The organism is Amycolatopsis sp. NBC_01480, from assembly GCF_036227205.1.
GTDB lineage: Bacteria > Actinomycetota > Actinomycetes > Mycobacteriales > Pseudonocardiaceae > Amycolatopsis.
Map to the genome: position 1 here is coordinate 5282856 of NZ_CP109442.1, position 17621 is coordinate 5300476.

A 17621-nucleotide genomic window follows, 5' to 3' on the forward strand; every position below is an offset into this window, starting at 1 on the left:
GTCGGCCGCATGCTGATCAACGCGGTGCCGCAGTGGCAGGGCGCGATCGGCCCGAGAGCAACCGGGCTGGTCGAGGGCTGCCTCGCGCTTTCCGAACTGGCCGGGCACGTGCTCGGACTGCCGGTGCGCCATGTCCGCCAGGACAGGGCGACCTCGGACGCGGTCGACGGCGTCGCCAACCGGGCCGTGCTCACCGGCCCGAACCGGGCGGCGCAACTGGCCGCGCTGGAGGCTCCTGGCGGTCCGGTGCTGACCATCGGCGGCGACTGCGGCGTCGAGCTGATCCCGGTCGGGGTCGCACGATTCCGTTACGGCGCAGGGTTGGGAGCCGCGTGGTTCGACGCGCACGCGGACTTGAACACCGCTGAGTCGTCGCCGTCCGGCGCCTTCCACGGGATGGTGCTGCGGTCGCTGCTCGGCGAGGGGGACGCGTCATTCGCGGCCAGTCCAGCGCTGGAGCCCGGCCGGGTCGCGCTGTTCGGCACGCGGGCTTTCGACGCGGCCGAGGAGGAGGCGGTCGCCCGCGGGCTGGCTGTGCGGACCAAGGACGTCGCCGGGACGCTGCGCGCGGCCGGCGCGGATCGGGTGTACCTGCACCTGGACCTGGACGTCCTGGACCCGGCCGAATTCGGCGGCCTGAACTACCCGGAGCCGGGCGGGCTGACGATCACCGAACTTGTCGAGGCGCTCGACGGACTGTCCGAAATGGACGTCGTCGGCGCGGGGATCGCGGAGTGCGTCGGCACGGGCAGGGAACTGAACGTTCTCGAGCCCGTCGTCGCCGCGGTGGGGAGGTTGCTGATGCGGGCTTGAGCCCCGGACACCGGCTGTTCGTCCCGGTGTCCTTGCAGGTAGACGACCACGCACGTGTGCGGCCCGAAGGAGGTGTGCCCGAGGCCGTGACGCTGATCGGTCGTCGTACGGCGAAACCACGCCGGCCGGCTCGGATCCGGCTCCTCAGCCGAGGTGTTCGGAGGCTCTCTCATCCATCGCCGCGCGGACGGCGTCGACGGCTTCGGCCGGTCCGGCGTCCAGTTCACGTGCCCGGGCGGCGAACTCCATGGCCGCTTCGCGAAGCAGCCCGGCACGGTTCGGCCGTTCGGCCGGACCCGTGACGACGGTTCCCTTCGCGCGGCCCGTGGCCACCAGCCCACCGGCCTCCAGCTCGCGGTAGACGCGCGCGATGGTGCCGGAAGCGAGCCCGAGGTCGCGGGCGAGCTGGCGGATCGGCGGCAGTTTGGCGCCGTCAGCGAGTGCGCCCGTCGCGATCGCGCGGACGATCTGGTCGTACACCTGACGCCAGGGGGCGACGCCGCTGTCGGCGTCGACCGTGACTCGCAGCGGCACCTACTTCGCCGCCGCGGCCGCGGGCAGTTTCCCCGGCGGGGCAGCGATCGCGCGGAACGCCGCGACCGTCACGACGAACGCCACCAGCGACGACAGGTTGCCGGCGGTCCATCCGGTCATGGCGCACAAACCCGTGCCGAGGCCGATGACGACGCGCGCGCTGCGGCAACGCAGCGCCAGGTCGACGACGGAGTCACCTTCGGCCGGGCGGCGGACGGCGAGTATGGCCACCAGCCAGGCCGCGGCGTTGGCGGCGACGGTGATGCCGAGCAGGGTCCACTGGCCGAGGAAGGCCAGGTGCACCACGGCGGCGAGCGTGGCGAGGAGGTTGACGACGAGCGCCCACACCGGGACGAAGTCGGGCATCCGACGGGTCGCCAGGGTGGCTTCGCGCCGCGCAGTGCGTGCGGGTCGCTGGGCGAGCATTTCGGCGATCAGCGCGCCGAGCAGGAGGGTGACGACGATCGTGCCGCCGCCGTTGGAGTCCTGCAGGTCGCCGGCGTGCGGGATGAGGGGCAGGCCCACGAACAGCCACGGGTACCAGAACCGGCGGCGGCGCAGGTAGCGCACGGCCATTGCGACCTGGTCCGGCGTCGCCTCGGGCAGGCCCCACTTGGCGAGCAGGCGCGCGCCTTGCCGTTCACCCGGCCACAGCACGATCAGGATGACCAGCCCGAACACGCCGCAGGTCAGCGCGACGGCCAGCGCGTTGTCGAGTTGCATGGCCGAGCCCTCCAGCCTTGTATCAAACACATGATACAAGACGGCCTTGTGCTGCGCCGGGCGAGGACCTCGGTTTTCGGCGCCGCTGGAGGGCGACGGGCGGGTTCGTCCGTTCGTACGTACTTTTCGCGGCAGCCGGGGGAGATTTATCGGAAAGTACGAGCCGCTTCTCGTGAACTTGTCACGGACGGGACAAGAAATCGGTTTCTTCTGCGAGGGGTGACACGTTTCGGCGTGGTTTTTCGATGTGTCGGGTGTCACCCCTCGATGGCCGCGGGGTGTCCGGCCACGCCGTGGCGACGGCCGGGAACTGGGGCGGGGCAAAGGAGCTGCGATGTCGGTGGAGCGCGGACTCGATCATCCGGTGTTGCCCTCGGCGCTGCCCCGGAAGCTGGCCGAGATCCTGCGCCCTGAACTGGCGAGCCTTTCCGAGGAGATCGTCGACGAGATCCAGGCGACGATCCCGGCGTACGCGCGGCCGCTCGACGGGCCGTACGGGAAGTCGATCCGGGCGGGGGTCGAGTACGCGATCACGCTGTTCGTCGCGCAGATCGCCGATCCGAGCGTGTCCAAGGAGCAGTCGCACGAGGTGCACCACCGGCTCGGGCAGAACGAGATGCGCGAGGGCCGCAGCCTGGACACGCTGCAGTCGGCGTACCGCGTTGGCGCGCGGGTGTCGTGGCGGCGGATCATGCGGGTCGGGCGGCGCAGTGGCCTTTCATCGGCAGTGATGTCGCAGCTGGCGGACGCGATGCTGGCGTTCATGGACGAGCTCGCGTCGGTGGCCCTCGACGGTTACCTGGAGGCGAAGGCCCGGACGGCCGGCGCGTTGGAGACGTGGCGGCGAAAGCTGCTCGGGCTGCTGCTGGAGGTCCCTGCGGCCCCGGCGAAGGCCGTGGCGGAACTCGCTCAGCTCACCGGCTGGGCGGTGCCGGAGCTGGTTTCGCCGATTGCCGTCCGGCCGCTGTTCGAAGCCCATCCGCGCCGGCGCGTCACGCTGGACTCCGACGTACTGGCCGAACTCGATGGCGTGGAGCCCCGCCTCGTCGTCCCGGGCCCGGTCGGCGGCGCGCGGCTGGCGACGTTGCAGGCGGCGTTGCCGGACCACTGCCTGTCCATCGGGCCGTGCGTGCCGCTGGACAGCCTCGCGGATTCGCTGCGCTGGGCCCGAGCCGCATTGGTGCTCGCCGATCGGGGGCGAATCCCCGGCCAACGCGTGATCCGCGCCGAGGAGCACCTGGCCACGCTGCTCGTGAACTCCGACACCGCGCTGGTCACGCTGTTGCGCACCCGGCTGTTCGCGCCGCTCGCCGAAATGACGGACAAGCAGCAGGACCGTCTCCTCGAGACGCTGCGGGCCTGGCTCGACAGCCAGGGCAACGTCGTCGAGATCGCCGAACGCCTCCAGGTTCACCCCCAGACAGTGCGCTACCGCATGCGCCAGCTGCAGGCGACGTTCGGCGACCGGCTGCGCGACCCGTCGGCCCGTTTCGAGCTGGAACTGGTGCTGCGCGGATGCTCTCCCGACCATTCGCCGGCGGCGGGCGAATCCTGGGTGGGCGGCTTTCCCGTGGGCGAGCTGATGCCGTCGCCGCGCAGAAGCCCACAGTGGAGCGACCGCTGAACTTGGCGCCTGAGCGGCGACGCCCGGGCGATGGCCGCGGAATGGCGAGGCCGGTTTGCCCTCCGGAGCGCTGGGTTCTGTGCAAGTCGCCAAGCCTGGCCGGTGCACGCCCGGGAGATTCGGCATCCCCGCTGAAGGTGGCTGTCCGCCGAGCGCTCGGCGACGGCTGCCTGCCCGCGTTTCAGCATCCTCGCCGGACGTGGCTGCCCGCCCGAGCGCTTCGGGATCTCCGTCGGACCTGCTGTCTGCCGAGCACTTCGACATCTCTGCCGGAGGTAGCTGCCTGCCTGAGCGCTCCGGGGGTTCCGTGCTCGAGGTAGCTGTCTGCCTGAGCGGCTCGGGATCTGTGCCGGACATGGCTACTTGCCTGAGCACTTCGGGATCTGTGCCGGATGTGGCTGCTTGCCCGAGCGTTTGGATCTCTGCCGGACGCGCTGTCTGCCCGAGGGTGCGGCATGTCGCCGGGGATTGGCGAGTTCGTCAGGTTCTAGCGGGGTGACTTGGCGGTCTGTGCGGGTGGGAGGTTCGGGTCGGGTGGGCACTGGGTGTGGTCCGGGGACGTGCACTCGGCCAGGTTGAGCGTCTCGACGTGGGCCTGGTTGCCGGGGCCTGAGGCCATGCCGGTGAGGAGCGGGCTCACGGGTTCGGTGGCGCCGCAGTTGCGGAAGGGCGGGAGGACGAAACCGCGGAACTTGGGGTCCGGGGAGTTCGGATCGGTACCGATCGAGCCGACGCCCAGTGGCTCGTAGGGGCCCCGGAGGTCGAGGCCGACCGGCTGGGAGGTGACGCAGTCCGGGCCGACGTCGAGGGGCTGGCCGTTCACCTTGGCGTTGCTGAGGCGGGCCATCACGTCGATGTGGCTGGTGAGGATGGAGACGTTGTTCGCGTCGGTGGTGATGGCGCCGGTGATGGGGATCTGCTTGGCGTTGCGGTAATCGACGGGCAGGAACTCGACCGTCGCGGTCACCGGGACGAAGCCGAAGCCGAGGAAGGTGGACTGCTGGGGCTTGAACGACGTCGTGCCCGAGACGGTGCTGTCGATCGGGATTCCGGTGTTCGGGTCGAGGCGGATGGTCCAGATGCCGTTGAGCAGAGCCGTGGGCGTGCTGGTGATGTTCGCACCCAGGCGCACGACCGTGGATTTGGCGACGATCCGGACGAGGACCAGCGGCGTGACGATCGTCAGCGGCTCGTCGCTCTCGCTCTGCGCCTTGACGCTGCCGGCTGCGGCCTGGCCGGGCAGCACCATGAGCGTGCCGAGCGAGGTGGGCTGGCCGGGGGTCAGGGTGCAGGTCACTTCCTTGGCGGGCGGGGTGCCGGTGGGGGAGGTTCCGGTGGGGGGAGCGGTGCCCGTTTGCGGAGGTGCGCCGGTGGTGGGGGTGCTCGGGTCGGAGCCGGTGCTGGAGGAGTCGTTGGCTGGGGGGACGTTGCCGGGGACACCGCTGCTGGGAGGGGCCGGAGGATTGTCGCCCGGAGTGCCCGGAGTACCTGGGGACCCGGGGCTGGTGCCAGGTCCAGAGCCGGTGCCGGTGCCAGCGGGGGCTGGGGAGAGGGCGAGGGTCGGGGCGGTGACGTCGAGGGTTACGGCGCCGGGGGTGTCCAGGGCGAGGCCGGGGGCTTGGCCGGTGGCGGTGAGGGTGACGTCGCCGGTTGGGGGGACCGCGGTGGGGGCGAAGGTCATCGGGACGGGGATGGTGTCCTTCTTGCCGTCGCGGTGGATTGTTAGGCCGAAGGTGAGGCCGCCGGCCAGGCTGCCGGTTGAGGTCAGGGCGTGGGCGACGTCGTGGGACAGGGCGAAGGTTGTGGTGAAGTCGTTGAGGGACAGCGTTTGACCGGTTTTCACCGACGCCGGCACGGTCACGGTTGTGCGCATGGTGAGTGGAACTGGGCCGTCTAGGGGGCAGGTCATTGCGACGGTTGCGCTGGCCTGGTGGGTGGCCGTCTTGTTCGGGCCCGGTGCGGCGGACGAGCCTGCCGCCGTCAGGATACCTCCGGCGGTGCTCAGGACGGCTAGGGCTGACAGCACCGCGAGGGACCGGGCTCGTCGCCGGAAACGAAGCGGCGCCGCGAGAGACCGGGGTCGTTGCCGGAAAGGTCGTGCCACTGTTGTTCCACCGCCCCATTTTCCGGGCGGGCAAATGCCTGGAAGCTCCGCCGGAGTCGAAGTTACCCGCGGGTTCAGCGGGTGACAAGACCCCTGGTCAACGCCCTGGTGAGTGGCGCTTTTGTTGTCCGATCCTGCGTGCTGGGCGGGGCATTTTCGTAGCTGGGTGACAAAGAAATCCGCCGCGGTTTACCGGGTCCGGGGCGGCTGCGACCATCGGCGAAAAATGGGCGGAGAAAAGAGGCTGCTGTGTCTGGTGTCTCGCGTTACCGACGGATCCCGCGCCGTGGTGTCGTTCTCGGGGCCGCGCTGGCCGTGGTCGCGCCACTGTGGACGGGCGGGGTGGCCGTGGCGGCGCCCGCTGGGGGCGTGTTCGGTTGGGGAGTGGCGATCACGGTCACGTTGGCCATTCCGCCGGAGTCGGCCGATGGGGTGACGTCGATGTCGGCCGGGGGGATCGATGCGCTCGCGCTGCGCAACGGGGGCGTGCTTGCGTGGGGGGACAACAACTTCGGCCAGACGGAGGTGCCCGCGGGGCTCAGCGCGGGCGTCGCGCAGGTGGCGTCGGGCTGGGCACACGAACTCGCGCTCAAGAACGGCCGGGTCTACGCCTGGGGCAACGACTGGTACGGCCAGACCGACCTGCCCGCGTCCGTCGCGAGCGGGGTCACGGCTATCGCGACGTCCAATGTGCACAGTCTCGCGCTGAAGCAGGGCGGGCAGGTGGTGAGCTGGGGTTCGCGCTCCGACGTGCCCGCCGCCGCGGCCTCCGGCGTCAGCGCGATTTCCGCGGGCGGCGACCACAACCTCGTGCTGAAGAACGGCGGCGTTCTCGCCTGGGGCAACAACACCTACGGTCAGACGACGGTGCCGGCTGCCGCGACGTCCGGCGTCAGCGCGATTTCGGCCGGTTACGACCACAGCCTGGCGCTCAAGAACGGCGGCGTCCTCGCCTGGGGGCGGGACAACTTCCACCAGGTCGACGTGCCCGCCGAGGCGACGTCCGGGGTGGTCGCGATCGACGCCGGCTGGAACCACAACGTCGCGGTGAAGTCCGACGGCACGATCGTCCTCTGGGGATCCGACATCTCCGGGGAGAGCGACCCCTCCGCGTGCGCCCCGATCTTCGGCGCCTCCGCGGGCGACGGGGCGACGTTCGTGCTCAAGGCGGACCTGAACGTCTGCCAGTGACCAGCCACGAAAACGGGGGCGGCCACCACGGCCGCCCCCGCTTTCGTGCCCCTGGAAATCAGCTGATGGTGAGGTTCGGGCTGAACGAGGTGTTCTGCGCCGGCGACTGCGCCTTGAGGGTGCAGTTCATCGTCCAGTTGGACCAGCTGCCGTCCGACGCCTTGTGGAACTGCAGCGCGGCGCTGATCGGCGTGCCGAGCTTGAGCGTCGCCGAGCCCGCCGGGCCCGCGGTGTAGTTCGGGATGCTCGAGGCCGCGACCTGCGAGATGACCACCGTGATCGGGCCGCCGGCCGGGTAGATCGTCTCCGGGATGTCGAGGCCGGTGGCGGCCGGCTGCGAGAGGGTGCCCGACGTCGCCGTCACCGGAACCGTGGCCGAGCCCCGGATCCCGTCGAGGCCGACGGCGGTGAGCAGCGCGTGGACGGTCGCCGAGACCGTCGCGGTGCCGCCCACGTCGGTCGGCGTGATGGTGGTGCCCGACGGGACCGTGTCGGGCGCGCTGAGGTGCGCGGTGATCGCCACCGGCTGCGCCGGGATGCCCGGGAACGTGCAGGTGTAGGTGATCGCGGGGTTCGGCGTGGTGCCGGCCGAGTAGACGGTCGTGGCCGCGGCCGCCGTGCCGGCGGTGAGCACCGCGATGGCGCCCACGGCGATTCCGGTCATCGCGGCGCTCGTGGACAGCTTCCTGAGTCGGGACATGCCGGTCTCCTTGTTTCGAGGTTCACTTCCGCGTGGCCTACGTTTCGGCGCGGGCACAACGTGCTCACGAAATCCCCCCGGCTCGAGAGTAATCATCGAGCGCAGTAGGCTTTTGCAGAGGGCGTCCGGACCATCGGGATCCGGTCGCGAAACCAAGGTTACCCGCGAGTTCTACTAGTAACAAGCCTGTGACGTGCGGGTTTTCCGTCGCGTCGGCTGGACCGATTCTCTTGTCATCACCCGACTAAAGGATCTGCGGTTTTCGTCGGCCGATGACAAATTCTCCCGGCGGACAGCGGAAGGGGCGCCGAATGATTCCGGCGCCCCTTCGGCATGGTGATCGAAAATCAGGAATCCGTCTTCGGTGTCATGGTCAGGGAGATCGTGTTGTTCGGGCCCGAGACCAGTGCGCCGAGTGCGAGATCGGCGACGAAGCAGTTGGTGAAGTCCGGGATGGTGTAGGTGCCCTTGACCGTGATGGGCTGGGTGATGTCGACGTTCTCGGCGGTCAGGGTGAGGTCGAGCGGCTTGCTCGTCTTGCAGCTGCCGGGCACGGTCGGCACCGGTATCACGGGCACGACGAAGCCGGCCCAGATGTCGCTGATCTCCATGTTCGCCGTGGCGTGCGTGGTGAGCGTGCCGTTCGCGATCGTGCCGGTGGCGGGCGCGGTCGGGGTCACCGTGACCTTGGCCTTGATGCGGATGATGCCCGAGGCCAGCGAGATGTCGGCCTGCGCGGGCGGCAGGCTCAGGTCGGCGCGCAGGCCGACGCTGCCGGTCTGGTCGTCGATCAGCAGGGCGCCGTCGAGGGTGCCGGGGCCGAGCTTCATCGCGCTGCCGGTCTTCTGCACGGTGGTGCTGCCGGCCACGCCGTAGGAGACCGGGATCTCCACCACGTCGGCGGATGCGGGCACGGCGGCGGCCAGGCTCAGCCCGACCACTGCCACCGCGGCGAGCGCGCCGGTCCTGACCTTTCGGGAAATGGACATGATTGTTCTCCTTAGTGGTTTGACGATCAGTTCCCGGCTGCCCCCGGAAACCTTTTTCAACGCGGTGAGAGGTCGGTGACGACCCAGCTCCCGTCAACCCGTTCGGCTGTGACGGAAAGTTGTGCCGCCGCCGTACTGGTGGTGCCATTGTCCGCCCGGGTGGCGGACTGGTCGAGGAATGCGAGCAACTGTGCGTGGTTGCCGTCGAGTTGCTGGACGGAAACCTCCGAAACGCGCGAAGCGAGCACGATCTTTTGCGACGGAGCCATTCGGAGGACGTCCGCGAACAGCTTGTCGTAGGAATCCCGGGCCTTGCCGTGCAGAACGGCGTCGGCGGCCTTTTCGGTGACGTCGGTCTTGTCGTAGGAGTAGGAGAAGACCTTGTTGAGCGCGAGGCTGACGGCCGAGGTGACGTCGGCCGTCCCGGTGACGTCGGTGAGGGCCTGGTTCGTCGTCGCGACGGAGGTGGCGGCGGCGTGGGTTTCGAGGGTGAACCAGGCGCCGGCGGCGGCCAGGAGCACGGCTACGGCCAGGAGTGCCGCGGGGAGGCGGTGACGGCGGAAGCGATGGTGGCCGGGCGGTTCGGGGGTGGCGAGGGGGCTGGAATCGGAGCTTGGCGTGGGGTCGGCGGGGCCGGTGGTTTCGGTGGGGACGGTGTGGTCGTCGCTCACGCAGAGGGCGCCATTGTGGGGAGTGGGGACTTCGGCGGGGTCGGTGGTGTTCGTGGCTTCGGCAACGGCGGTGTGGTCGTCGCCCGCGCCGGGGGTGCCGTCGGAGGGGGCGCTGGGTGGGGTGACAGGGCGTCGCGGGGGGAGGATGCCCAGTTTGGCGAGGGTGGCCGAGCCATCGGGGGGTGTGGTGCTCATGACGACGTCACCGCCAGCTGGTCGAGGGTGCTGAGCTTCCAGCCGGACGCGGTGCGGGTCAGGGTGGCGGCGTAGCGGTTGCGGCGGGTGGCCGGGGCGGCGCCCTCCTTGGCGACGGTGACTTCGACCGACGCGATGAGCTTCGCGGTGCCCGCGTGGGTGTCCAGTTCGGACAGTCCCGCGTCGAGGACCTTGCCGGTGGCGACAGTGGCGCCGGCGGCCAGCGCCTGTTTCGTCTGGGGGGTGGTGCGGGCCAGCTCGTCGTGGAGGGGGCCGGTGGACGCGTCGAGCCAGCGGGACAGGCCGGCGTCCACCTGGTGGTAGTCGAGGGTGTTCAGGGTGGCGACCAGGGTGCGGCCGGTGGCCAGCGCCTCGTCGCGGGTCTCGCCGTAGGTGGTGGACGGCGAATGGGACGCCGAGTACCACGAATAACCCGACCAGCCCGCGAACACCGCGGCCGCCGCGAGGACCACCGCCGCGGCCCGGACCGGTTTCCGACGGGAGACCCAAGACCGGGGCGCGGAGGAGTCGCCTGCCGAGACAGGATCGGCGAGCTGCGACGGTGCGGCGGCTGCCGTTTCACCGGGCGTTGCCGGAGCGTGGTCGGACTCCGGCAAGGTCACCGAGAAGTCCGCATCGGCGGCGTCGAGTTCCACAACCGAGGTCAGTTTCCGTTGCGCAGCCACAGCATCTCCTCGAGATCGGTGGACGTGGGCTGGCCGTCGAAGCGCGTCAGGTCGGTCAGTCCCCCAGCGCCACCCGGGACGGCGACGGGCGGCAAACCCGGGTGCGGCGCGTTCTGTGAGCCCCGCACCGACGTCGCGGAGCCGGCGGGCAGCGTGCACGCCGCTGCGGTGTTGAACGGCAGCGGCGAAGTGTCGGCGCTGCTGCGGACCGGCGTGCTCCCGTAACCCGTGCGGCACGGCGGCGGGTCGAAGAACGTCAGCGCCAGCGACACCTTCCCGCTGCCCGGGGTGATGGCCGCGGACGTCGCCGCCACCGCCTTCGGCGTGGTGACCAGCAGTTGCTCCAGGCCGTCGGTGCGGGCGCTGAACACTTGTGACGTCGTGAGCAGGTTCGCGAGCAGCACCGGCAGCCCGGGGTCGGTGTCCTTCAGCAGGCCCGAAATCTCCGTGGCGGCGGGCGGCGCGGCCGTGATCAGGCGGCGCAGGTCGCCGTCGGAGGTCTTCAGCTGGTCGGCGAACAGGTGCGCGTTGCGGCTGAAGTCCCGCCACTCGCCCGAAGAATCGGCCTGCGTACGCAGCACCGTGGCGCCGTCGTCGATCAGGCGGTGGGTCTGCGGCAGGCTGTCCGAGGCCGACTTCGTGAACGAGGACGCCGTGTCCATCAGCAGTTGCAGGTCCGGGCCCGAGTTCTGCAACGCGTTGTCCAGCTCGTCGACGACCGTGCGCAGGTCGCCGGTCGGCACCGAGGCGGTCAGGTCGTCCAGGTTGGTCAGGAACGTCTGCACCGGCAGCGGCAGCGTGGTCGACTCGCGCGGGATGACCGAGCCCGCGGCCAGGTACGGCCCGCCGTCCGTGCGCGGCTGCAGGTCGACGTACTGCTCGCCGACAGCCGACCGGTTCGCCACGACCGCCTGGGAGTTCACCGGGATCGGCGGCGCGGACGAGTCGAGCAGCAGGTCGGCCTCCATGCCGGAATCGGTCAGCCGCAGCGGCCCGACGCGCCCGACCGGGACGCCGCGGTAGGTCACCTCGCCGTTGGTGAAGATGCCGCCGCCGTCGGACAGCTCCAGCTTCACCGTGTACGAGCCGATGCCGAACAGCCGGCTGATGCCCGCGTACTTAGCGCCCACGAACGCCGTCGTCACCAGCGCGATCACGACGAACACCAGCACCTGCACGCGCGCTTTCCTCGACAGCATCACTGGCCTCCCGACAACGGCAGCGTCGGCAGCCCCGGCGGCGTGCCTTCACCCGGCGGCGGCAGCGGCACCCCGGGCGCGGGGATCAGCGACGCGTAGACGTTGAGGTAATCGCCCTTGATCGCGTCCAGCACCGGGTCGGTGAACGGGAAGGTCGGCAGGATCTCCAGCGCCTTCGGCAGGTTCTGCCCGGCGTCGGCGAGCCGGTGCAGGATCGGCGCGAGCGCGTTCAGGTCCGCGACCAGGTCGTCCCGGCTCCGGTCGACGACGTTGGTGGCCACCGAGGACAGCTGGTTCAACGAGTCCAGCATGGTGACGAGCTGCGCGCGCTGGTCGGTGAGCGTCTTGAGGCCGGGGGTGAGGTCGGTGAGCGCGTCGGCGATCTGGTTGTCGCGGTTCGCCAGCGACGCCGACAGGTGGTCGAGCCCGTCGAGCGCGGTGGTGATGTCCGCGCGGTGGGCGTCCAGGTTGGACATCAGGGTGTCCACTCCGGACAGGAAGCCGCGGATCTCGGCCTCGTTGCCGGTCATCACCTTCGACAGCTCCTGGTCGATGGTCTGGAGCTGGCCGATGCCGCCGCCGTTGAGCAGCAGCGAAAGCGCGCCGAAGATCTCCTCGATCTCCGGGTTCCGGTTGGTGCGCGAGACCGGGATGACGTCGCCGTCGCCCAGCTTCCCGGACGCGGCCTGGTCCGGTGGCGCCAGCTCCACGAACTTCTCGCCCAGCAGTGAGGACTGGCGCAGCCGCGCGACCGCGTTCGCGGGCAGCGCGATGTCGCCGTTCACCCTCAGCACGGTCTGCGCGGTCCACCCGTCGGCGCCGAGGCCGATGGACTGGACCCGGCCGACCGGCACGTCGCCGACCTTCACCGCGGCCTGCGGCACCAGGTCCAGCACGTCGGCGAACTGCACAGTGACCTGGTACGGGTGGTCGCCGAGGTCCGCGCCGCCGGGCAGCGGCAGGTCGTACACGCCGTGGAAGCCGCCGGGCGAGGAGCATCCGGCCAGCGCCAGGCAGGCCACCGTCACCGCGGTCAGCAGCGGCCGGGCCCTCATCGCCCGCCCCCGGTGACGATGTCGCCCGATATCGGCAACGGCAGACCGGCGATGTGCTGACCGGAGGCATAGTCGAGCAGGTCGGTCCGGCCCTGCAGGGTGCCGGTGGCGGGGTCGATCGCGTTGAGAACGTTGGTCGCGGCCAGTGGCGCGGTGTCGAGCACCTCGGCCAGCGACGCGCGCTGATCCACCAGCGTCTGCGTGGTGCCGGCCAGCTTGTCCACATTGGACTTGATCGCGGCCCGGTTGTCGTGGATGAAGGACTGGATGCCGGCGAGCGCGCTGCCGAGGCCGTTCAACGCGCCGGCCAGCTCGCCGCGGTTGGCCGCCAGGGTGTCCGAGATCGCCGCGAGCTGCCGGTTCACGTCGGACACCTGGCTGTCGTTGGTGGCCAGCATGCTGGTGAACTTCTGCAGCTCGTCGACGGTGCCGAACAGGTCGTCGGAGTTGCCCGCCAGCGTCCGGGCGAGCTGGGCGAAGTCGCGGACGGAGTTGTTGAACGCCGTGCCGTTGCCCTGGAGGTTGGCCGCGCCGGTGCGCAGCAGGTCGGACAGCGCGCCGTCGGAGTTCGCGCCCTTCGGGCCGAGCGCCGTGGCGAGTGTGTTCAGGCTGGCGTACAGCTGGTCCAGCTCGACCGGCGTGGCCGTGCGGTCCCGGCCGATCACGGCGCCGTCGGGCAGCTTCGGGCCGCCGCGCGCCAGCTTGGCCAGCTGCACGTAGCGGTCGGCGACCACGCTCGGCGCCACCACCACCGCGGGCGTGTCGGCGGCGACGGCTACTCCGGCGTCCACCGACATGTCGACCCGCACCTGCTCGCCCTGCGGCGTGACCGCGGTGACCTCGCCGACCTTGACGCCGAGCACCCGCACGTCCGATCCACTGTAGACACCGACCGCGCGGGAGAAGTACGCCGTGACGTGGTGCTGCCCGGCGCCCGAGAAGACCCACCAGAGCACCCCCGCGAGCACGAGCACGAGGATCACGGCGAAGGTCAGGAACCGGCTGATGCGCAGGCCCGCCCGGGTGGTGGTCATTTCGCGCCTCCCTTCGGCGGCGTGCACGGATCGCGGTTCTCCGGGATCAAGCCGCACAGGTAGTTGTCGACCCACCGGCCGTTGCCCACGGAGTTGTTCACCACGCGGAAGTACGGGCCGGCCAGCTGGAGGCTCTTCGCGAGGTTGTCGTTCTGGCGTTGCAGCAGGTCGGTGACCTGCCCGAGCTGGGTGAGCGCCGGGCCGAGCTGGTCCTTGTTGTCCGCGACGAGCCCGTTGAGCTGCTGCGAGAGCTGCTGCGCGCCCACGAGCAGCTGGTGGATGGCGTCGCGCCGGTTGTTCAGCTCGGTCAGCAGCAGGTTGCCGTCGCCGATGAGCTTTTCGAAGTCGTCGTTGGAGTTCGCCAGCGTGGTGGTCAGCTTCCGGGCGCCCGCCAGCAGTTCCGCGATCTGGTTGTCGCGGGAGGACACGGTCTTGGACAGCGCGCTGAGGCCGTCCAGCGCGGTCCGGACGTGCTCGGGCGAGTTCTTGAACGTGTCGCTGATCGTCGCGAAGCTGTCCGCGAGCTGCTTGGTGTCGATGGCGCCGGCGGTGTCGGCGAGGCCGTTGAACGCGTCGGTGACGTCGAACGGCGTGACGGTGCGGCTGCGTGGGATCGGCTGGCTCGGGTCCTGGTCGCCGGCGCCGGTCGGGTTCAGCGCCAGGAACTTACGGCCCAGGAGGGTCTTGATCTTGATCTGCGCCGAGGTCCGGTCGCCGATCCAGGCGTCCTTCACCTGGAAGCTCACCAGCACGTGGTCGTCGGCCAGGTCGACGCCGGACACCTGGCCGACCTTGATGCCGGCGATCCGCACCTCGTCGTCGGCCTGCAGCCCGGCGGCCTCGGTGAACTCGGCCTCGTAGGTGGTGCCGCCGCCGACGACGGGCAGGTTGTCCCAGTTCAGGGTCAGCGTCAGCACGGCCGCCAGCGCGATGCTGCCGGCCACCCCCAGCGTCAGGGGATTGCGCTCGCGGAAGGACTTCACGCGCCACACCTCGCCGCGGTCGCAGGGACGCCGCGAGGCGGCGACGTCTGCAGCGTGGCGCTGCACAGGTAGAAGTTCAGCCACGAGCCGTACGAGCCGATCCGGCCGAGGTCGTTGAGCTTCGGCGGCAGCTTGTTCAGGAAGTTGTCCACATCGGACTGTCCGGTGTTCAGGTTCTGCGACAGCGCGCCCAGCCCGGAGATGCTGTCCTTCAGCCCCGGCCGGGCCTGCTCGAACAGGCCGGCGGTGGACTGCGACAGGTCGGCGATGCCGCCGATCGCGTCGCCGATCGCGGTGCGGTCGCCGGCCAGCCCGGAGACGAGCTGGCGCAGGGTGGAGATGAGCGTCGCGAGCGCGTCCCCCTTGCCGTTGACGGTTTTCAGCACCGAGTTCAGGTTGTCGATCACCCGGCCGATCACCTGGTCGCGGTCGGCCAGCGTGGTGGTCAGCGAGCCGGTGTGCGCCAGCAGGTCGTCGACCGTCCCGCCCTCGCCCTGCAGCACCTGCACGATCTCGCCGGACAGGTCGTTGACGTCCTTCGGCGAGAGCGCCTGGAACAACGGTTTGAAGCCGTTGAACAGGTCGGTCAGGTCGAGCGCTGGGGTGGTCCGGGACAGCGGGATTTCGCCGCCCGGCGGCAACGTGCCGGCGCCGGGCTCGCCCCGGTCCAGCGCGATGTAGCGCTGGCCGACCATGTTGCGGTACTTGATCACCGCGCTGACGTCCGACGGCAGCGTGCGCCCCTGCTCCAGCGAAAAGCTGACGTGCGCGCGGTTGTGGTCGGTGATGTCCAGGCTCTCGACCTGGCCCACCTTGACCCCGGAGATCCGCACGTCGTCGCCGACGTTCAGCGCCGTCGCATCGAGGAAGGTGGCGCCGTAGACCTGCGCGCTGCCCACGGTGCCGCCGGTGATCGACAGCGCGAGCACCACCGTGGCGACGGCCGTGACCAGGATGAAGATCAGGCTCTTGACCAGTGGCGCGGCGAGGTTCCTCATTTGAGCTTCACCTCCGTGCCGCGGTAGAGCGGGCCGACGAGCACGCTGCCCCACGAGGGCACCTGCCCGGTGGGCACGCCGATCGACGGCGCGACGAGCGTGGCCAGCAACTCCTGCTCCTGCGGCGAATTCGCGACGCCGAGGTCGCCGTCGGCGCCGGGCAGCAGCGGGTGCGCCGACGTGCCGGGCGCGGCCGCCGCGGTGCCGGTGGTCGGCACGACGCCGCTGGGGTAACAGCGGGGGCCGCCGGTGGCGTTGTACACCGGGTCGTCCTTGCCGGGCACGTACTTGCCGCGCGACTGCGTCACCGAGATCTCCACGTGCAGGCCGGGCTGGTTCGTGCCGGCGCCGAGCACCTTGTTCATGTCGGGCTTCAGGTTGGTCAGCGCCTGCAGCGTGCAGGGGAAGCTGGGGGAGTACTCGGCCCCGATCTCCAGCGGCCGCCGGCTGTCGGCGGACAGCGAGATGATGTTGTTCCCGTTGCGCTGCAAGAAAGTCGTGATGTCGCCAGAGGACGCTGTCACCTGCTGGTACAGCGCGCCGAGGTCGCCGCGCTTCTCGTTGACGGTGCCGAGCGTGACCGCGGAGGCGGACAGCGCGTCGAGCAGATCCGGCGCGATGTCGCCGTACAGATGGGAAACGGTGGCGAGGTCGTGCACGTTCTGGTCCAGCCGGGGCAGGTCGGGGTTGAACTGCTTGAGGTAGTCCGACGCCTGGGCCAGCGTCTGCCCGAGCTGGGCGCCGCGGCCCTGCAACGCGGTGGAGACCGCCGTCAGCGTGGTCGCGAGCTTCTGCGGCTGCACGGCTTGGAGCAGGGGCAGGAGGTTGTCGAAGACGCGTTCCAGCTCGATCGCGTTGGCCGAGTGGTCCTGCGCGATCACGTCGCCGGCCTTCAGCGGCGGCGTCCGGTCCGCGGCCGGGATCGACAGCTGGACGTAGCGCTCGCCGAACAGCGTCTTCGGGACCAGCAGCGCGGAGACGTCACGCGGGAGCCGGTCCACCTTGTCCGGCTCGAGCGCGAGCGAGATCTCCGCGCCGCCGGCCACCGCGCGCACGCCGCGGATCTCACCGACGACGACCCCGCGCGCCTTCACCTGGCCGCCTTCGCGTAGCTGGTTGCCGACGCGGTCGGCCTTGAGCGTGACCGGCACGGACGCGACGAAGTCCTTGTCGTAGACCTTGATCGTGATCAGCACGAACACCGACATCACGGCCAGGAACAGCACCCCCGCGGTCCGGACGCCCGCCTTGCGCAGCCGCGCGTGCCGGCTCATCCGGCCACCTGGACCGTGGTCGTCGCGCCCCAGATGGCGAGGCTGAGGAAGAAGTCGATCACGCTGATCGCGACGATCGCGGTGCGCACCGCGCGGCCAACTGCCACGCCGACGCCGGCCGGCCCGCCGCTCGCGCGGAAACCGTAATAACAGTGCGCCAGCACCACCACGACGCTGAACACCAGCACCTTGCCGAACGACCACAGCACGTCGCCGGGCGGCAGGAACAGCAGGAAGTAGTGGTCGTAAGTGCCCGCGGACTGGCCGAACGCCCACACGGTGACCTGCCGGGAGGCGAGGTAGGAGGACAGCAGGCCGATGGCGTACAGCGGGATCACGGCGAGGAAGCCGGCGATCACGCGCGTGGTGACCAGGTACGGCACGCTCGGGATGCCCATCACCTCGAGCGCGTCGATCTCCTCGGAGATCCGCATGGCGCCCAGCTGCGCGGTGAAACCACAGCCGACCGTGGCCGAAAGCGCGAGTCCGGCGACCAGCGGGGCGATCTCCCGGGTGTTGAAGTACGCCGAAATGAAGCCCGCGAACGCCGACGTGCCCACCTGGTTCAGCGCGGAGTAGCCCTGAAGGCCCACGACCGTCCCGGTCGCGACGGTCATGCCGATCATCACGCCGATCGTGCCGCCGATCACCGCGAGCGCGCCGCTGCCGAAGCTCACCTCGGCCAGCAGCCGCACGACCTCGCGCAGGTAGCGGCGCACCGTGCGCGGCACCCAGCCGAGCGCGCGCAGGAAGAACAGGATCTGGTCGCCGAGCGTGTCGAGGAAGCCGAAGCGGCGGTCGACGGCTTCGAGTACCCGCGTGGCCCGGGGCGGGGTCTTGGTGGCCAT

General features: G+C 70.4%; 17 protein-coding genes. 3 read left to right on the forward strand and 14 right to left on the reverse strand.

Annotation, left to right across the window (positions count from 1 at the left end; all coding sequences use genetic code 11):
* Positions 1–9 precede the first annotated feature (9 nt).
* Positions 10–813, forward strand: coding sequence for an arginase family protein (locus OG371_RS25280; RefSeq protein WP_329057581.1), 804 nt, complete (start codon positions 10–12; stop codon positions 811–813).
* A 144-nt stretch (positions 814–957) separates the two neighbouring features.
* Here the strand turns inward: OG371_RS25280 and OG371_RS25285 are convergent, their stop codons facing one another.
* Both OG371_RS25285 and OG371_RS25290 read right to left on the reverse strand, forming a co-directional pair.
* A complete protein-coding gene (locus tag OG371_RS25285; RefSeq protein ID WP_329057582.1) occupies positions 958–1347 on the reverse strand; it encodes a GntR family transcriptional regulator in 390 nt (129 codons plus the stop codon).
* Positions 1348–2070, reverse strand: a complete 723-nt coding sequence (locus OG371_RS25290; protein ID WP_329057583.1) for a hypothetical protein — start codon at positions 2068–2070, stop codon at positions 1348–1350.
* A 334-nt stretch (positions 2071–2404) separates the two neighbouring features.
* Here OG371_RS25290 and OG371_RS25295 point away from each other — a divergent pair, with 334 nt between their 5' ends.
* A complete protein-coding gene (locus OG371_RS25295) occupies positions 2405–3694 on the forward strand; it encodes a helix-turn-helix domain-containing protein (RefSeq protein WP_329057584.1) in 1290 nt (429 codons plus the stop codon).
* A 487-nt stretch (positions 3695–4181) separates the two neighbouring features.
* On the opposite strand, the gene OG371_RS25300 is transcribed toward OG371_RS25295, so the two are convergent.
* Entirely contained in the window at positions 4182–5603 is a 1422-nt protein-coding gene (locus OG371_RS25300) for a DUF6801 domain-containing protein (protein ID WP_329057586.1), read from the reverse strand.
* Between the two features lie 444 nt (positions 5604–6047).
* Here OG371_RS25300 and OG371_RS25305 point away from each other — a divergent pair, with 444 nt between their 5' ends.
* Positions 6048–6989 (forward strand): RCC1 domain-containing protein, encoded by a 942-nt coding sequence (locus OG371_RS25305; protein WP_442875981.1) that lies wholly within the window; start codon positions 6048–6050, stop codon positions 6987–6989.
* Between the two features lie 58 nt (positions 6990–7047).
* Here OG371_RS25305 and OG371_RS25310 read toward each other — a convergent pair whose 3' ends face one another.
* The 11 genes from OG371_RS25310 to OG371_RS25360 form a co-directional block, all read right to left on the reverse strand.
* A complete protein-coding gene (locus tag OG371_RS25310) occupies positions 7048–7689 on the reverse strand; it encodes a DUF6801 domain-containing protein (RefSeq protein WP_329057587.1) in 642 nt (213 codons plus the stop codon).
* Positions 7690–8036: 347 nt separating this feature from the next.
* Positions 8037–8678, reverse strand: coding sequence for a hypothetical protein (locus tag OG371_RS25315; RefSeq protein WP_329057588.1), 642 nt, complete (start codon positions 8676–8678; stop codon positions 8037–8039).
* A 56-nt stretch (positions 8679–8734) separates the two neighbouring features.
* On the reverse strand, positions 8735–9544 hold the full coding sequence (locus OG371_RS25320; protein WP_329057589.1) for a hypothetical protein: 810 nt from the start codon (positions 9542–9544) through the stop codon (positions 8735–8737).
* Complete coding sequence (locus OG371_RS25325) at positions 9541–10230, reverse strand: hypothetical protein (RefSeq protein ID WP_329057591.1); 690 nt, start codon at positions 10228–10230, stop codon at positions 9541–9543. Before OG371_RS25325 ends, OG371_RS25320 begins: the two co-directional genes overlap by 4 nt.
* Entirely contained in the window at positions 10209–11429 is a 1221-nt protein-coding gene (locus OG371_RS25330; protein ID WP_329057593.1) for an MlaD family protein, read from the reverse strand. The genes OG371_RS25325 and OG371_RS25330 overlap by 22 nt, the downstream gene beginning before the upstream one ends.
* The gene (locus tag OG371_RS25335; RefSeq protein ID WP_329057595.1) at positions 11429–12484 is read right to left on the reverse strand and encodes an MCE family protein; all 1056 of its coding nucleotides are present in this window, start codon (positions 12482–12484) and stop codon (positions 11429–11431) included. The genes OG371_RS25330 and OG371_RS25335 overlap by 1 nt, the downstream gene beginning before the upstream one ends.
* On the reverse strand, positions 12481–13518 hold the full coding sequence (locus tag OG371_RS25340) for an MCE family protein (protein WP_329057597.1): 1038 nt from the start codon (positions 13516–13518) through the stop codon (positions 12481–12483). The genes OG371_RS25335 and OG371_RS25340 overlap by 4 nt, the downstream gene beginning before the upstream one ends.
* Positions 13515–14501 carry an MCE family protein gene (locus OG371_RS25345; RefSeq protein WP_329057600.1) on the reverse strand — a complete coding sequence of 329 codons (987 nt, stop codon included), beginning with the start codon at positions 14499–14501 and terminating at the stop codon, positions 13515–13517. Before OG371_RS25345 ends, OG371_RS25340 begins: the two co-directional genes overlap by 4 nt.
* Positions 14498–15499 carry an MCE family protein gene (locus OG371_RS25350; RefSeq protein WP_329057602.1) on the reverse strand — a complete coding sequence of 334 codons (1002 nt, stop codon included), beginning with the start codon at positions 15497–15499 and terminating at the stop codon, positions 14498–14500. The genes OG371_RS25345 and OG371_RS25350 overlap by 4 nt, the downstream gene beginning before the upstream one ends.
* Complete coding sequence (locus OG371_RS25355; protein WP_329057605.1) at positions 15496–16773, reverse strand: MCE family protein; 1278 nt, start codon at positions 16771–16773, stop codon at positions 15496–15498. Before OG371_RS25355 ends, OG371_RS25350 begins: the two co-directional genes overlap by 4 nt.
* A complete protein-coding gene (locus tag OG371_RS25360) occupies positions 16770–17621 on the reverse strand; it encodes an MlaE family ABC transporter permease (RefSeq protein WP_091623321.1) in 852 nt (283 codons plus the stop codon). The genes OG371_RS25355 and OG371_RS25360 overlap by 4 nt, the downstream gene beginning before the upstream one ends.

Bases quoted from the DNA above. Each gene is read 5' to 3' on its own strand.
- OG371_RS25280 (WP_329057581.1), top strand. From the start codon at position 10: ATGCTGATCAACGCGGTGCCGCAGTGGCAGGGCGCGATCGGCCCGAGA.
- OG371_RS25290 (WP_329057583.1), bottom strand. From the start codon at position 2,070: ATGCAACTCGACAACGCGCTGGCCGTCGCGCTGACCTGCGGCGTGTTC.
- OG371_RS25295 (WP_329057584.1), top strand. From the start codon at position 2,405: ATGTCGGTGGAGCGCGGACTCGATCATCCGGTGTTGCCCTCGGCGCTG.
- OG371_RS25300 (WP_329057586.1), bottom strand. From the start codon at position 5,603: ATGACCTGCCCCCTAGACGGCCCAGTTCCACTCACCATGCGCACAACC.
- OG371_RS25310 (WP_329057587.1), bottom strand. From the start codon at position 7,689: ATGTCCCGACTCAGGAAGCTGTCCACGAGCGCCGCGATGACCGGAATC.
- OG371_RS25315 (WP_329057588.1), bottom strand. From the start codon at position 8,678: ATGTCCATTTCCCGAAAGGTCAGGACCGGCGCGCTCGCCGCGGTGGCA.
- OG371_RS25320 (WP_329057589.1), bottom strand. From the start codon at position 9,544: ATGAGCACCACACCCCCCGATGGCTCGGCCACCCTCGCCAAACTGGGC.
- OG371_RS25330 (WP_329057593.1), bottom strand. From the start codon at position 11,429: ATGCTGTCGAGGAAAGCGCGCGTGCAGGTGCTGGTGTTCGTCGTGATC.
- OG371_RS25335 (WP_329057595.1), bottom strand. From the start codon at position 12,484: ATGAGGGCCCGGCCGCTGCTGACCGCGGTGACGGTGGCCTGCCTGGCG.
- OG371_RS25340 (WP_329057597.1), bottom strand. From the start codon at position 13,518: ATGACCACCACCCGGGCGGGCCTGCGCATCAGCCGGTTCCTGACCTTC.
- OG371_RS25350 (WP_329057602.1), bottom strand. From the start codon at position 15,499: ATGAGGAACCTCGCCGCGCCACTGGTCAAGAGCCTGATCTTCATCCTG.
- OG371_RS25355 (WP_329057605.1), bottom strand. From the start codon at position 16,773: ATGAGCCGGCACGCGCGGCTGCGCAAGGCGGGCGTCCGGACCGCGGGG.
- OG371_RS25360 (WP_091623321.1), bottom strand. From the start codon at position 17,621: ATGGCCACCAAGACCCCGCCCCGGGCCACGCGGGTACTCGAAGCCGTC.